The organism is Winogradskyella sp. Asnod2-B02-A (assembly GCF_045063645.1).
Classification (GTDB): Bacteria; Bacteroidota; Bacteroidia; order Flavobacteriales; family Flavobacteriaceae; genus Winogradskyella.
This window is the reverse complement of the sequence record NZ_JBEFOG010000025.1, coordinates 470,211-485,509: the sequence shown is the minus strand read 5'-3', so window position 1 is coordinate 485,509 and position 15,299 is coordinate 470,211. Positions and strand designations below refer to the sequence as shown.

General features: G+C 31.9%; 17 protein-coding genes. 15 read left to right on the top strand and 2 right to left on the bottom strand.

The annotated features are described in order from the left end of the window. Window positions 1–17 precede the first annotated feature (17 nt). Window positions 18–407 carry a group III truncated hemoglobin gene (locus tag ACJJVO_RS03155; protein ID WP_405570338.1) on the bottom strand — a complete coding sequence of 130 codons (390 nt, stop codon included), beginning with the start codon at window positions 405–407 and terminating at the stop codon, window positions 18–20. Window positions 408–476: 69 nt separating this feature from the next. Between ACJJVO_RS03155 and ACJJVO_RS03150 the strand changes: the two genes are divergently transcribed. The 12 genes from ACJJVO_RS03150 (at window position 477) to ACJJVO_RS03095 (ending at window position 12,677) form a co-directional block, all read left to right on the top strand. Continuing rightward, window positions 477–1,274, top strand: coding sequence for a Rossmann-like and DUF2520 domain-containing protein (locus tag ACJJVO_RS03150; RefSeq protein WP_405570336.1), 798 nt, complete (start codon window positions 477–479; stop codon window positions 1,272–1,274). Between the two features lie 15 nt (window positions 1,275–1,289). Further along, window positions 1,290–1,823, top strand: coding sequence for a KdsC family phosphatase (locus tag ACJJVO_RS03145; RefSeq protein WP_405570334.1), 534 nt, complete (start codon window positions 1,290–1,292; stop codon window positions 1,821–1,823). A 58-nt stretch (window positions 1,824–1,881) separates the two neighbouring features. Then, on the top strand, window positions 1,882–2,193 hold the full coding sequence (locus tag ACJJVO_RS03140) for a hypothetical protein (RefSeq protein ID WP_405570331.1): 312 nt from the start codon (window positions 1,882–1,884) through the stop codon (window positions 2,191–2,193). A gap of 8 nt (window positions 2,194–2,201) precedes the next feature. Further along, complete coding sequence (locus ACJJVO_RS03135) at window positions 2,202–3,128, top strand: geranylgeranylglycerol-phosphate geranylgeranyltransferase (RefSeq protein ID WP_405570329.1); 927 nt, start codon at window positions 2,202–2,204, stop codon at window positions 3,126–3,128. Window position 3,129: 1 nt separating this feature from the next. Beyond that, window positions 3,130–3,723: a Maf-like protein gene (locus ACJJVO_RS03130; protein ID WP_405570327.1), complete on the top strand. Its 594-nt coding sequence runs from the start codon at window positions 3,130–3,132 to the stop codon at window positions 3,721–3,723. Between the two features lie 34 nt (window positions 3,724–3,757). Beyond that, window positions 3,758–4,696 carry a septum formation inhibitor Maf gene (locus ACJJVO_RS03125; RefSeq protein ID WP_405570325.1) on the top strand — a complete coding sequence of 313 codons (939 nt, stop codon included), beginning with the start codon at window positions 3,758–3,760 and terminating at the stop codon, window positions 4,694–4,696. 46 nt (window positions 4,697–4,742) lie between these two features. Continuing rightward, complete coding sequence (locus tag ACJJVO_RS03120) at window positions 4,743–5,276, top strand: mechanosensitive ion channel domain-containing protein (RefSeq protein ID WP_405570322.1); 534 nt, start codon at window positions 4,743–4,745, stop codon at window positions 5,274–5,276. A 44-nt stretch (window positions 5,277–5,320) separates the two neighbouring features. Beyond that, on the top strand, window positions 5,321–6,403 hold the full coding sequence (gene corA, locus ACJJVO_RS03115; protein ID WP_405570319.1) for a magnesium/cobalt transporter CorA: 1,083 nt from the start codon (window positions 5,321–5,323) through the stop codon (window positions 6,401–6,403). 88 nt (window positions 6,404–6,491) lie between these two features. After that, window positions 6,492–7,118 carry a hypothetical protein gene (locus tag ACJJVO_RS03110; RefSeq protein WP_405570317.1) on the top strand — a complete coding sequence of 209 codons (627 nt, stop codon included), beginning with the start codon at window positions 6,492–6,494 and terminating at the stop codon, window positions 7,116–7,118. Window positions 7,119–7,195: 77 nt separating this feature from the next. After that, window positions 7,196–9,715: a PIG-L family deacetylase gene (locus ACJJVO_RS03105; protein WP_405570315.1), complete on the top strand. Its 2,520-nt coding sequence runs from the start codon at window positions 7,196–7,198 to the stop codon at window positions 9,713–9,715. 177 nt (window positions 9,716–9,892) lie between these two features. Then, the gene (locus ACJJVO_RS03100; RefSeq protein WP_405570311.1) at window positions 9,893–11,710 is read left to right on the top strand and encodes a sodium:solute symporter; all 1,818 of its coding nucleotides are present in this window, start codon (window positions 9,893–9,895) and stop codon (window positions 11,708–11,710) included. Beyond that, window positions 11,700–12,677 (top strand): Gfo/Idh/MocA family protein, encoded by a 978-nt coding sequence (locus tag ACJJVO_RS03095; protein ID WP_405570306.1) that lies wholly within the window; start codon window positions 11,700–11,702, stop codon window positions 12,675–12,677. The genes ACJJVO_RS03100 and ACJJVO_RS03095 overlap by 11 nt, the downstream gene beginning before the upstream one ends. Before the next feature lie 144 nt (window positions 12,678–12,821). Here the strand turns inward: ACJJVO_RS03095 and ACJJVO_RS03090 are convergent, their stop codons facing one another. Further along, the gene (locus ACJJVO_RS03090) at window positions 12,822–13,667 is read right to left on the bottom strand and encodes a DUF2911 domain-containing protein (RefSeq protein ID WP_405570303.1); all 846 of its coding nucleotides are present in this window, start codon (window positions 13,665–13,667) and stop codon (window positions 12,822–12,824) included. Window positions 13,668–13,846: 179 nt separating this feature from the next. Here ACJJVO_RS03090 and ACJJVO_RS03085 point away from each other — a divergent pair, with 179 nt between their 5' ends. Genes ACJJVO_RS03085 through ACJJVO_RS03075 form a run of 3 tightly spaced genes read left to right on the top strand, consistent with a single transcriptional unit; the run spans window position 13,847 to window position 15,299 of the window. Next, window positions 13,847–14,179 carry an ArsR/SmtB family transcription factor gene (locus ACJJVO_RS03085; RefSeq protein WP_405570300.1) on the top strand — a complete coding sequence of 111 codons (333 nt, stop codon included), beginning with the start codon at window positions 13,847–13,849 and terminating at the stop codon, window positions 14,177–14,179. A 15-nt stretch (window positions 14,180–14,194) separates the two neighbouring features. Next, a complete protein-coding gene (locus ACJJVO_RS03080; RefSeq protein WP_405570298.1) occupies window positions 14,195–14,665 on the top strand; it encodes a DUF6428 family protein in 471 nt (156 codons plus the stop codon). 19 nt (window positions 14,666–14,684) lie between these two features. After that, window positions 14,685–15,299, top strand: coding sequence for a low molecular weight phosphatase family protein (locus ACJJVO_RS03075; protein WP_405570295.1), 615 nt, complete (start codon window positions 14,685–14,687; stop codon window positions 15,297–15,299).

Sequence of the window (15,299 nt, the reverse complement as noted above, 5' to 3'; positions counted from 1 at the left end):
AAGAAGCTTGTTAATGACTAAGGATTTCTTGCTGCAAAAATATTCATGTACATAAATGTACCCATTTTACGTGCACGTCGTTTGGCGTTTTCGGCATAATCGCCTTCAAATAATTCATCTATAGTTTGAAACCACAAGTTGAGCCATAATCCAAAGTGCAATTCTGTTATACTATGATTAAAAGCTTTATCTACTCTAGTATGCGCTTCTAAGGGATTACCATAAAACTTTGTTTTAAGAAATAAGCTAGATTCCCAAAAGGTGGTAAGGTGCTCCAAGTGTGCATCCCAATCCTTAATGGTTTCGTTGAAAAAAGGCCCCAGTTTTTCATCTTTCCGCACTTTTTCGTAAAACTCAGAAACCAACTTAGAAACATCTTCTCTGGTTTTTATATCTTTTTTGGTCATAGTTTCAAAGTTATTCTTTTAATCGCTTTCTTGTGTTTCTAAGATAAGAAATCTTAGTATTTTTACAGCATGATTTCAGTAATATTACTTGGTGCTGGCAATGTGGCCACACATTTATATAAAGCATTTTCAAATGCAGAAAATGTTACCGTTACGCAGTGGTACAACCGTACGCGAGCTTCAATTTCTTCTTATGCCAATGACGTTAATATAACGGATTCATTAGAAGAATTAAAAGAAGCAGATATTTACATTATTGCTGTAAGTGATGATAGTATTGCACAATTATCTACAGATTTACCATTTACAAACAGACTTGTAGTACATACTTCTGGCAGTGTTGCGATGCATGATATAGATAAGAAAAATCAGATTGGTGTGTTTTATCCTTTACAGACTTTTTCTAAAAATGCAGATATTAATTTTTCTGAAGTTCCTATTTGTGTTGAAGTTTATGAAAAGGAAAATCTCGAACTTTTAAGAGATTTAGCAAGAGCTGTTGGTTGCAAACCTCATAAAATTACAACTGAACAACGACAAACGCTTCATCTTGCTGCTGTATTCGTTAATAATTTTACGAATCAACTTTATAGAATCGGTCACGAGATCTGTGAAACCAAAAATATAGAATTTGAAATTTTACATCCTTTAATTGAAGAAACGGCAAAAAAAATTCAGCAAATGTCTCCTTTTATGGCACAAACTGGACCTGCAAAACGCAATGACAAAAAAACCATAAAACGACAACTAAAACTAATTGAAAAGGAAGAGCATGAAGCCATATATAAAATGCTAACCTCCTCTATTAAAAAGACGCATAATGTTTCGAACTTTCGATCAAGAAAAGGAAAAGCCGAAACTAACTAGAAAAGAAAACAACCAATGAACGACGATAAAAGTTACAAAGAATATTTAGCAGACATTAACACCTTTATTTTTGATGTTGATGGTGTACTTACCGATGGTACAATCACAGTAACCACTGAAGGAGAAATGTTAAGAACCATGAGTATTAAAGACGGATTTGCTTTAAAAACGGCTATAGATGCTGGTTATAATCTCTGTATTATCTCTGGAGGTTCTAATGAAGGTGTCCGTAAACGTTTAGCCGCTTTAGGTATAAAAGACATTTTTTTAGGTGCTCATAATAAAATTGAACAGCTTAATAGTTACTTAGAACAATACAATATTTCAAAATCTCAAGTGTTGTATATGGGAGATGATATACCAGATTTCCCTGTAATGGAATTAGTAGGCTTACCATGTTGTCCGCAAGATGCTGCGCCAGAAATTAAAGCGATTTCAAAATACATTTCTCATAAAAATGGTGGCAAAGGTGCTGCAAGAGATGTAATAGAACAAGTACTTAAAGTACATGGCAAATGGAATGGTAATTTTAATGCCAAATATGATTAGCATAATGCATTACTTTCTAAAAATTCTTAATTTTAAATTTTATAAAAAACATTAAAAAGTGTCAGGCAACAGAAGACATAGTACAGGATTTGGATATATAGGTTTTGGTAACAGTCAGGCGACATTTAACCAAAGATCATCAAAGCCTTTTTCTAAATACAAGGAAAAACTTGATCTTGAAGCTCATTTACACTATAAAATGCATTTTCTTCACAAAGATCTATCTAAAGAAGACAAACAAAAAATCAAGGACAAAATAAGACATCAAGAACGTAAACTCTTAAAAAAAACAGCTCTTATTAGTAGTATTGTTTTTATCATTGTCGCATTTTTGGCTTATTATTTAATTACTAAAATTTTATCTCACTAAACCCTCAAATGATTCACTTTCTCAATTTAATTCGTTGGAAAAATTTATTAATGATTGCACTAATGCAATATTTAATTAAATATGCACTTTTACTACCTTTTAAAGAAACCCATGGTGTTTTAACTTCCTTAAGTGATTTCAATTTTTTTCTCTTAGTATTAGCAACGGTTTTAATTGCTGCTGGTGGATATATTATTAACGATATATATGATGTTGAAGCGGATAAAATTAATAAACCTAATAAACTAATCATTAATAAACATATTACTGAAAACAATGCAACAACACTCTTTATGGTGTTTAATATTATTGGTGTAGGTATTGGCTTCTATTTAGCTAATGGTATTGGCAAAGCTGGTTTTTTCTCTATCTTTTTTATCGCTTCTGCTCTACTCTACGTGTATTCTACATCATTAAAACAAATTGCTGTTGTGGGCAATGTTGTAGTCTCAATTGTAGTTGCATTAAGTATTTTGTTAGTTGGCATTTTTGAATTGGTGCCTGCAATTAACGCCAATAACAAAGCCGTACAAATGACTTTTATAAATATTATAAGAGACTATGCCATTTTTGCGTTTTTAATAAATTTGGTTAGAGAAATGGTAAAAGACCTTGAAGACATTGAAGGTGATCAAAAAGCAGGAATACAAACTTTACCAGTACTTTTAGGCAGAGAACGTGCCACAAAAATCGCATTTATAGTATCGTTGACTCCTATTTTATCTATCACCTATTACGTAATTACTTATTTATTTAAACAGCAAATTGTTGTAGGTTACTTTTTAATTTTAGTCGTTGCACCTTTAATCTATGTTAGCCTAAAACTATTTAATGCGCAACAGAAAACACAATACAAGCACATTAGTTTAGTTTTAAAATTAGTAATGCTTTCTGGTATGGGATCGATAATAATCTACAACTTCATATTTAAATAGGATGTTAAAAGACCAACTAAAAAAATTTAATATCATTCTTGCTTCTGCGTCTCCACGTCGTCATGCATTTTTAAAGGACATGCATCTAGATTTTGATATTCAATTAAAACCTGTTGAAGAAATATATCCTAACCATTTAAAAGGTGAAGAGATTACAGATTTTTTAGCGAAATTGAAGGCCGAACCTTTTACTAATACCCTTCAAAATAACGACATTCTTATTACAAGCGACACCATTGTTTGGTTAGATGATAAAGCCATCGGAAAACCTAAAGATGAAGAGGATGCTTTTAACATGATAAAATCGTTGAGCAACAAAACACATGAAGTAGTTACCTCTATTTGTTTCACTTTAAAAACAGAACAACGCATTGTAAATACCATTACAAAAGTGACATTTAAAGCCTTAACAGATGAAGAAATCTGGTATTATGTAAACCATTTTAAACCTTTAGATAAAGCTGGTGCCTATGGTATTCAAGAATGGATTGGAGCTATAGCAATTACAAATATTGAAGGTTCTTATAACAACGTTGTTGGTTTACCTACACATTTACTTTACGAAACGTTAAATAGTATTGCTAACGATTTTTAGAGCCTTACCTTTATTATAATTTAATGCACAGATTATGATAAAGATTATAAATACCAATTCTAAAATCGTTTTAATAGCCTCTTTAATGTTATGCTTTTCTTGTAAAGAGAAGGAAAGTGCAACATCTAAGCCTGTTGTTATTTCAACTTCTAAAACTGAAGTATTAGCACCAAAAGCAAAATTATCAGAAAGCTTTAGAAACTATTGGTATAATGGTGAAGCTGAAATCACCTCTTACAAATTAGAACAAGAACGTTATGGCGAAATCAGAGAAGGCCAAGCAGTATTAGTTTTTGTTACCGAAGATTTTCTTCCTAAAGAGCAAGTTAAAGCAGATAATTATAACGAGCATAATACACCTATTTTAAAGATGAATGCTACCAAAAACTTCATTACAGGTATTTACCCATATTCTATAATGCAAAGTACCTTTTATCCTGTAGCAAATAATCAGCATGCTTTAAAAATTTCGGCATCAGTACAAGAATGGTGTGGACATGTGTATACACAACTTAATAATCGTGATGATTTTGAGGTAGTAACGCACTCTTACTTTCAAGGTGAAGCAGATTCAACATTTAATTTAGAAAAAAACTGGACAGAAAATGAGCTTTGGACAAAACTAAGAATAGATCCTAAAAGTCTTCCTGTTGGAGAAATTGATATCATTCCTTCTTTAGAATACATTAGACTAAACCATGACGAGTTAAAATCATATAAGGCTTTCGCGAGTTTAGAAAATGGCAGTTATACTATATCTTATGAAAATTTAGATCGTGTATTAAAAATTAACTTTAATACTAACTTTCCCTATGATATTTTAGGTTGGGAAGAAACTTCAACTAGTGGTTCTGGCGCATCCGAAGAAGTTTTAACTACAAAAGCTACAAAATTAAAAACTCTAAAGTCTGACTATTGGAACAAAAAAAGTGTTTCAGATGGCACGCTTAGAGAAACTTTAAAATTGCAATAAACTTTATAGTTTCTCAAGTATATTTGTTGTGCAAAATAAGCCTTACATGAGTTCAATGCTTTCAATCAACCAAGATAAAATTATTTATACCGTTATACTATTAGTTATACTTCTAATAATTAGAACAATAATAGTAATTACTGTAAAAAAAATAGGTAAAAAAAGTGGTACTACAGAAGCAAGAGCGGCATTAATTGGTCGTTATGTTACAGTAATATTAGTACTCATTGCTGTTTTAATAGAAACCTTTATACTTGGTGTAGAACCAGAGAAAGTTATTGTTGTATTTTCATCTGTATTTGCGGTTATTGGTGTTGGTCTATTTGCTATTTGGTCTATTCTAAGTAATGTGACGTCTGGCGTAATCATGTTTTTTTCGTTTCCATATAAAGTAGGAGATAAAATAAAAATTCATGATAAAGACGATTCAATAATTGCGATTATTGAAGATATTAGAGCTTTTCAAATTCACCTTAGAGATGACCATGGTAATTTGGTTACCTATCCTAACAACCTTATTCTTCAAAAAGCTGTAACTTTATTGCAAAAGGATGCCTTAGACGATACTAGCATTTTATAATCCGTTAGTTAATTTATCGTCATATTTAAAAACTCTAACAATACATGGTGTTAAAACGTAAAGCAAAAAAAAGAACAGAAAATTACAAAAAACATGTTGGTCAAGCACCTGGCACATTAATATACACAGGTAAAAAATCTGATAAAAACCTTCATATAGAATTTTTTGATTACACTAAAGATACCATTAGAGAAAGCATACTAACCAATATTGAAGATGCCAAATCTTTTAAAGACACCGAATCAATCAGCTGGATTAATATTGATGGTCTAAACTCAATTAATGAAATTGAGAATATTGGAAAACAATATGAGCTACACCCTTTAGTATTAGAAGATATTGTTAATATAGGACAACGTCCTAAAATCGATGAATACGATGATTACCTTTTTATTGTATTAAAAATGCTCTATTACGATAAAGACGAAAATATTGTTATTGAGCAAGTGAGTTTAGTGTTAGGAAAGAATTATGTATTGTCTTTTCAAGAGTCTGAAGGTGATGTATTTAATACCGTTAGAGAACGTATTCGTTTAGGAAATGGACGCATTAGAGGTCTAAAATCCGATTATTTGTTATATGCCTTAATTGATGCTGTAGTAGATAACTACTTTAGCATAATTGAAACATTAGGTAATAAGATTGAAGATTTAGAAACAGACTTATTTGAAGGTCATACCAAAGACAATATTAATATTGAAGTACAACAACTTAAGCGCGAAATATTAAAAGTTCGTCGTGCTATTTTTCCGCTAAGAGAAATTATAAATAGAATTGAAAAAGGAGAGCACGAGTTAATTTACAAGCGTACAATAACCTATTATAGAGATATTTACGACCACTTGATTCAAGTATCTGAAAATATTGATATTTATCGTGAAATGATCTGGAGTTTAATGGATATGTATATGACAACCATTAGCAATAAGATGAACGAAGTGATGAAGGTACTCACTATTATTTCAACAATTTTCATACCACTAACCTTTCTTGCTGGTATCTATGGAATGAACTTTGAATTTATACCAGAATTAAAATTCCGTTATGGTTATTTTGTGCTTTTAGGTGTTATGCTTCTTATGTTTATTGCATTGTTATTCTATTTTAAGAGAAAAAAGTGGTTATAAATTACTATAATTGCTTAGAAACAAGTAAAACTCTTATATGACTAGGCAAGAACACCTCAAATTTTGTAAAACATGTACTAATCGCGACATGGATTTAAAAGTCGGGATTATTTGTAAATTAACTAATAACATTGCAGATTTTGAAGGTGAATGCGAATCATTCAGTTTAGACAATGCAGCCGTTGCACAAATTAATGACGACATTGAATTAGAAGGAGCAGAAATTACAAGTCAAATTTCTAACCAAACACTCGAAAAACTTAAATCAGAACAAAGCCTACCAGCAGCCATTTTTGCTGGTATTTTTATCGGAGTTTTAGCTGCCATTGGTTGGGCAGCATTCACGGTAGCTACAAACATGAAAATAGGATTAATTGCCATTGCCATTGGTGCCGTTGTAGGTTTAGGAATGCGTCATTTTGGAAAAGGATTAGATCCTATATTTGGAATCTGTGGAGCCATTTTAGCTATTTTGAGTTGTGTATTTGGAGATGTTTTAAGCATTATTGGCTTTATTGCTAATAATGAACAATTAGGTTATTTTGAAACATTATTGCTGTTCGATTTTTCTCAAACATTTAATATTATGTCTGAAGTAGCAGGTCCTATGGACTTAATTTTCTATGCCATTGCGGCTTATGAAGGTTATAAATTTTCATTTAGGCAGTTTACAAAAAAGGATTTGTACGAATTAGAAAACGATAGCATTCAATAAACCGTTAAACAAAACCTAAAAAAAGGCAATAAGTTTCTAACTTTCCTATATTTGAAAAGTAACAAACTAACAACCTCATGCACCAACTTAGGCTTTGTCTATTGCTTCTAGTAAGCACATTTTTTTCTTTACAAGCACAACAACCAAAAACCTATAATTCTTCAGAAATTTACGAAGCTGTCCAAAAACTTAACGTTCTTGGCTCAGTACTTTATATTGCGGCACATCCAGATGATGAGAACACAAGACTCATTTCATACATGTCTAACGAAGTTAAAGCACGCACAGCATATTTATCATTAACTCGAGGAGATGGAGGACAGAACCTTATTGGGCCAGAAATCAGAGAACTTTTGGGTGTTATTAGAACTCAAGAATTATTAGCTGCAAGACGTGTAGATGGTGGAGAACAACGTTTCTCAAGAGCCAATGATTTTGGATACTCTAAACATCCAGATGAAACACTAGAAATATGGAATAAAAACGAAGTTCTTGCAGACGTTGTTTGGGCAATACGTGAGTTTAAACCAGATGTGATTATTAACCGTTTTGACCATAGAAGAGCAGGCAAAACTCATGGACACCATACAGCTTCAGCCATTTTAAGTCTAGAAGCTTTTGATTTAGCTAATGACCCATCAAAATATTCTTCGCAATTAGAATTAACTGAAACTTGGCAACCAAAACGTTTGTTCTATAACACTTCTTGGTGGAGATATGGTAGCCAAGAAAAGTTTGATAAAATAGATAAGAGCAATATGCTCAATTTTGATATTGGTGTATATTATCCTAGTAAAGGCATGTCTAACAATGAAGTTGCTGCTTTAGCGAGTAGTCAGCATTTGTGCCAAGGTTTTGGACGTTTGTCTCAACGTGGTTCTCAACAAGAATATATAGAGTTTTTAAAAGGAGACCCAATAGGAGAAAATAAAGATGTTTTCTCAGGCATCGATGTAACTTGGAACCGCATAGAAGGTGGTAAAGCTATAGAGACTATATTAAAAGACGTTGAAAACAATTTTGATTTTAAAAATCCAGAAACACATTTACCACAACTTTTGGAGGCATACAAATTGCTTCAAAATATAAAAGATAAACATTGGAAAACGGTAAAAACAAAAGAGCTAAAAACTATTATTGAAGCTTGTACTGGTTTGTATCTTGAAGTTTCTGCTAAAAGTCCAAATGCAGCTCCCAATTCTCTAGTCATTTTAGATATGGAAGTTTTAAACCGTAGTACAGCCAATATCAATTTAGTGTCTTATAACTTATCAACTCTATCTAACGGTATTTCTAAAAAAATGATTTTATCTTCAAATCAAAAATTAAATTTTGAAGAAACCATAACCATTGCAGATAACAGTACTTATACAACGCCTTATTGGTTAAACAAAAAAAGTACTTTAGGGATGTATAATGTAAAAGACCAAAATTTAATTGGGTTACCAGAAACTCCAAGAGCTGTATTTGTAGATTTTAATTTATTAATAGATGGTACACCAATAAGTATTAAAAAACCGGTAGTCTATCGTTATTCTAAACCAGATAAAGGTGAATTGTACAGACCCTTTGAGATTATACCAATTGTTTCAGCAAGTATTAGTGATAAAGTTTTCATCTTTGAAAATGATCAACAAAAAGAAATTGAAGTCACAGTAAAAGCAGGTAAAGACAATATTAATGGTTATGTACAAATGGCTTATCCTCAAGGTTGGGAGGTTTTTCCTGAAAAGCAAAAAATAGAAATTATAAATAAAGGAGATATTCAAAAAGTAATATTTACAATTATACCACCAAAAAATCAAAGTGAAGGTTTAATTACTCCCATGGTTAATGTAAATGGAGAATTTTATACTGATGAACTCATAGAAATCGATTATGCGCATATTCCGTTTCAAACAGTCTTAATGCCAAGCGAAAGTAAAGTGGTACGCTTAAATATTGAAAAACGAGGTAATAATATCGGTTATATTGAAGGAGCTGGAGACGTTGTACCAGAAAGCTTAAGACAAATTGGTTATACAGTTACCTCAATAAAACCTGAGCAAATTTCACCAGAAAATCTTTCTAATTTTGATGCCATAGTTATGGGTATTAGAGCTTATAATATTGTTGAAGAGTTAAAATTTAAGCAAAAATTCTTGTTAGATTATGTTAAGGAAGGTGGTAACCTAATTGTACAATACAATACCAATAGAGGTATTAAAGTAGATCAATTAGCACCATTCAATTTACAATTGTCAAGAGACAGAGTTACAGACGAAAATGCAACCGTTAAAATTTTAGAACCAAATCATCCGATTTTAAATTTTCCAAATAAAATTACAGATAAAGATTTTGAAGGTTGGGTTCAAGAAAGAGGCTTGTATTTCCCAGACAAATGGTCTAAAGAATTTACGCCATTACTCGCCTCAAGCGATAAAGGTGAAAGCTCAAAAAAAGGATCTTTGCTAGTCGCAAAATATGGAAAAGGCAACTATATTTATACCGGATTAAGTTTTTTTCGAGAATTTCCTGCAGGAGTCTCAGGTGCTTACAGAATTTTTGCTAACTTACTATCCGCAGAAAAAGCCGATAAACCGTCATTTAAAAATTGATATTTTATGGCTAAAAAAAATGCTAAACCCCTAACAACTAACTAAAAACTAAAACCATGCACAACGACAACCAACCACAGCCAAAACAAAAATGGAGTAAAATGTACACAGCAGTTTTAATTGCTAATGCACTTTATATTGTTTTATTCTATTTTATAACGGCTTCATTCGCATAGCATGCCTCAAACTTTAGATTGGATTGACTGGACGGTTTTAATAGCGACCTTAGCCACGATTGTTGGCTATGGTACCTGGAAAACTAGAGGTCAAAAAAATGCACAAGATTACATAAAAGGAGGAAACTCTTCTAAATGGTGGACTATTGGTCTATCTGTAATGGCGACACAAGCCAGTGCAATCACCTTCCTTTCTACAACAGGCCAAGCCTTTTCCGATGGCATGGGATTTGTTCAATTTTATTTTGGACTTCCAATTGCCATGGTTATTATTTGCCTGGTATTTATTCCTCTTTATCATCGGCTTAAAGTCTATACAGCCTATGAGTTTTTAGAAAATCGATTCGACCTAAAAACCAGAAGCCTCACAGCCATATTATTTTTAATTCAACGTGGACTAGCCGCAGGAATTACCATTTTTGCTCCTGCAATTATTCTTTCTGTTGTTCTCGGCTGGAACATCGTTACCCTTAATATCGTTATTGGTGTATTAGTTATTATCTACACTGTTTCTGGAGGTACCAAAGCAGTAACCGTAACTCAAAAACAGCAAATGTTTGTCATTTTCGCTGGTATGCTTACAGCATTATTTATAATTATTAATTTAATTCCTGAAGAAGTCTCTTTTATAGATGCTATTGATATTGCTGGTGCTACAGGCAAAATGCAAGTATTAGATTTTTCATTCGATTTAGAAAATAGATATACGGTTTGGACAGGTCTTATTGGCGGAACCTTTTTAATGCTCTCCTATTTTGGTACAGACCAAAGCCAAGTACAACGTTACCTTTCTGGGAAATCCATGAAAGAAATGCAAATGGGATTACTCTTTAATGGTTTATTAAAAGTACCAATGCAATTTTTTATTTTGCTAGTTGGTGTAATGGTATTTGTGTTTTATCAATTTAATCCATCTCCATTAAATTTTATAGATGCTTCAACTCAGACTGTTTTAGCCTCAGAATATGGAGATGACTATAAAACACTTCAAAATAAACAAAATGCGCTTTTTTCTAAAAAACAAAAGTTAAGCTTAGAATACTCTAAAAACGAAAACGCAACTACAAAACAACAACTTTTCGCATTAGATAGTATTGAAAAAACCTATCGATTAGAATCAAAATTCTTAATTAAAAAAGCGGTTGACCCAGAATATAGTGCAGATTATTATGCGCTTCAAAAAGAAGTAGAATTACTAAAATCTAATTCTGAAAACGAAGCTTATCTCGAAAAATCAACAGCACTATCAGCACTTTATAAAGACGCTGCAAAAGACACACAGACCAATGATAGAGACTATATGTTTATTCGGTTTATTTTAAACAATTTACCAACAGGACTTATAGGTTTATTGCTTGCTGTTATTCTATCTGCTGCAATGTCTTCTACAGCATCTGAAATTAATGCGCTCGCAACAATAACTTCTATCGATTTATATGGAAGAAATTTAAAAGAAGATAAAGGTGAAGACCATATGGTAAAAATGACCAAATGGTTTACATTTGGTTGGGGAATTGTTGCTATAATTATTGCTTGCTTTGCAGATCTTGCAGAGAATTTAATTCAGCTAGTTAATATTATTGGCTCTATTTTCTACGGTAATGTTCTAGGTATCTTTCTACTTGCTTTCTTCTTTAAATACATAAAAGGCAATGCCGTTTTTATTGGAGCTCTAATTACACAAGCCATTGTAGTTATTGGCTGGTGGTATGATTGGATGCCTTACTTATGGCTTAACTTATTTGGTTGTGTTGTTGTTATTTGCATCGCAAATCTACTGCAATTCACTCTACCTAAAAAATCGCAAGTTGGCATCTAATTCTATAAATTGGGGCATTATTGGAGCAGGTAAAATTGCATCGAAATTTGCAACAGATTTAAATACAGTTCCAAATTCAAATCTCTATGCCATTGCTTCTAGAAATCTTGAAAAAGCTACCGTTTTCAGAAAAGAATTTAATGTAGATATAGCCTATGGAAGTTATGAAGATTTAGTCTTAGACTCTAACATTGATGCCATCTATATCGCCACACCTCACAGTTTTCATAAGGCACATACAATATTATGTTTAAACCATAATAAAGCTGTGTTATGCGAAAAACCGTTTGCAATGAATCTTCAGGAAGTTGAAGACATGATTCAACTTTCAAAAGAAAAAGACACCCTTTTAATGGAAGCCTTGTGGACTAATTTTCTACCACATTTTATCTACGTACAAAACCTATTGAAAAACAAACACTTTGGTGAGGTTATTCAACTCGAAGCTGATTTTGGTTTCCATCCAGAATATGATAAAAACTCAAGAGTATTCGATAAATCTGTTGGTGGCGGAAGTTTATTGGATATTGGTATTTACCCTGTTTTTGCTGCTCTTTCAACATTAGGAAAACCAAATTCCATTGAAGCTAAAGCTGAATTTTTCGATTCTGGAGCAGATTCAGAATGCAACATTATCTTTCAATATGATACTACAAAAGCAATTTTAAAAAGTACATTATTACAGGAAACAAAAACCGAAGCCATTTTCACTTGCGAACATGGAACGATTAAAATCAACGGTCGATTTCATGAACCATCTACCGTTAGTCTCATTGATAAAAATGGGCATTCAAAATTAAAAACCTTCGATACTACTACCTTTGGTTACAGTTACGAGATTAAACATTTTAACCAATTAATTAGAGATGGTAAAACGGAAAGTGATTTGATGACTTTTGAAAGAAGTAAACAACTTATAACTACTTTAGATAGCATAAGAGCATTAATTGGTTTAGATTATTCTTAAAACTATAAATTGTAACTTTTATTTTCTTTTGGCTTATCAAACCAATTTCTCAATACAAAATGCTTATCCATAAAAAAAGCGCAACTCAATGAGTTGCGCTTTTTTTTATTATTATCAGACTCTTAAAAAACTGATAGTTATGTTTTATTTAGCTCCCCATTCTTTTAGAGAATCTTTATTCATTTTAATGTAGTCTTCATTACCCTCTTTTTCTGATTTGGCTAAAGATTCTTTAGCTATTGAAATCGCTTTCTTTTTATCTCCTAACGCAGCGTAAATTAATGATTGTTTTCTTAATTGGTAAAACTTAGGATCTTTAGTCATAGACATTGCTTTATCCATCCATTCTTTTGCTTGTTCTAAATCTTTACCTTCAGATAAGTTATAAACCGCTGCAGCATAATAATCGTTAGCTGATGGTCCTGCCATTACTTTTTCAATAGAAGCAGTTACTGTTTTAGCAGTTGGTACTTCAAATTTTAAATTAGCCATAGTGCTCTCCCAGATAAAACCTAATTCTGCAGAACCACTTGTTAAATTATCAAAAGTGATTGTAAACGTTTCAACTTTCATTGGTAACTGCATTGTTTCAATCTTCACTTTAGCAGCAACTTTAGCAGCATCAATAGTTTTTGGCGTTCCCCAATTGTTAGTGTCACTATAGAAAATAACTTCCCAAGATTTTTCAGAAGGTGTAATAAAAATAGCATAAGCACCTGCTTTTAAAGTATTACCAGCAACAACCACTTCATCACTAAATGTAATCATTGTGTTTTTATTAGCTCCTGCTCTCCATAATTTCCCATAAGGCACTAAGTCTCCAAAAATAGTTCTCCCATTCATGCTTGGACGAGAATATTCTAAAGTAACATCTGTTAAACCAACGACTTGTTCAACTTTTGAAAAAGGACTTGGTTGTGGAGTTTTAATCTGTGCATCTACCGAAAACATTAATGTTAAAGCAAATGTAAAAAGTAATAATTTCTTCATTTTGTATAGTGTTAGTGTTTGTTTTTAACTGAGGTAAAATTACAACTTAAGCCAAGCTATAAATGTTAAGGAATCCTTAAAATGAAAACTAACATTCTTAATAACGATTTCTTAACACAAAATATTTAGGATAACAATTTCTTTAATCGTAATATTGCAATATAATAATATAAGGACTTATGGGTTTAACTAAATCAGAAATATTTACGCCAGAACAAAATGAAATTTCAAGCATCGCTAAAGTTTTTGGTCATCCGGCTAGAGTGGCTATTCTTCAGCATTTATTTAAAATAGATTCTTGTATTTGTGGTGATTTGGTGGATGAAATTGGCTTAGCACAACCTACCATTTCTCAGCATTTAAAAGAGTTAAAAAAAATAGGCCTTATAAAAGGGAATATTACAGGTACTAGCATTTGTTATTGTATTGACAAAGACAATTGGTCACAGATGAAAACCGTACTTTCTGTATTCCTTAATCAAGATATTAATGAAAAAAATAACTGTTGTTAAATATAATATTGACTTATGAAACTCTCAGAAATTAAATCAAAATTAAAAGCATTAGAAACCATTTCGTTTCAATTACCAAATGGCACTTTAGTCCCAAATCATTTTCATGTTACAGAAGTTGGTAAAATTTCAAAGCATTTTATAGATTGTGGTGGTACAGTAAGAACTGAAAATGTTGCCAACTTTCAACTTTGGGAAGCAGATGATTACGATCACAGATTACATCCTGAAAAATTACTCAATATCATTGAACTGTCTGAGAAAGTTTTAAAAATTGAAGACTTAGAAATTGAAGTAGAATACCAAGGAGACACTATCGGAAAATATGGATTAGACTTTGATGGTACACGTTTTTTATTGACTTCAAAATTGACAGACTGTTTAGCCAAGGACAAATGTGGTATTCCTGAGAAGAAACCAAAACTTAAATTTTCAGATTTACAAAATGAAGCACCGTCTTGTGCACCAGGTTCTGGATGTTGCTAACCATTAAAACATAAACACTATGATATTTCAACCAATAAACACGCAAATAGATCAATTACATATTGATTCTATTTCTGAAGAACGTAAAACGATATTACAACCACTCATCGATTACATTCAACTTAAAACAACAGAAAACAAAGCGGTTAATTTAAACTTTATCTGTACTCACAATTCCCGTCGTAGCCATTTATCTCAAGTTTGGGCACAGACCTTAGCATCGCATTTTGAAATAAACAATGTATTTTGTTATTCTGGCGGAACCGAAGCTACAGCATTATTTCCTGTTGCAGCTAAAACACTTGAAAATACAGGGTTTCAGATTGAAACACTATCTAATGGAAGCAATCCGGTTTACAGTATAAAATATTCAAAAAATGCACATCCTATTATTGGCTTTTCAAAAACATTTGATGACGAATTTAATCCGAGTTCTGAATTTGCAGCAATTATGACCTGTTCTAGTGCAGATCAAGGCTGTCCTTTTATTGCAGGTGCAGATAAACGCATTCCAATTACATATGATGATCCAAAAGCCTTTGATAATACGCCACAACAATTAGAAATGTATAATGTGCGTAGTCTTCAAATTGCTACAGAACTAAAATATGTGTTTTCAAACATTACAAAATAA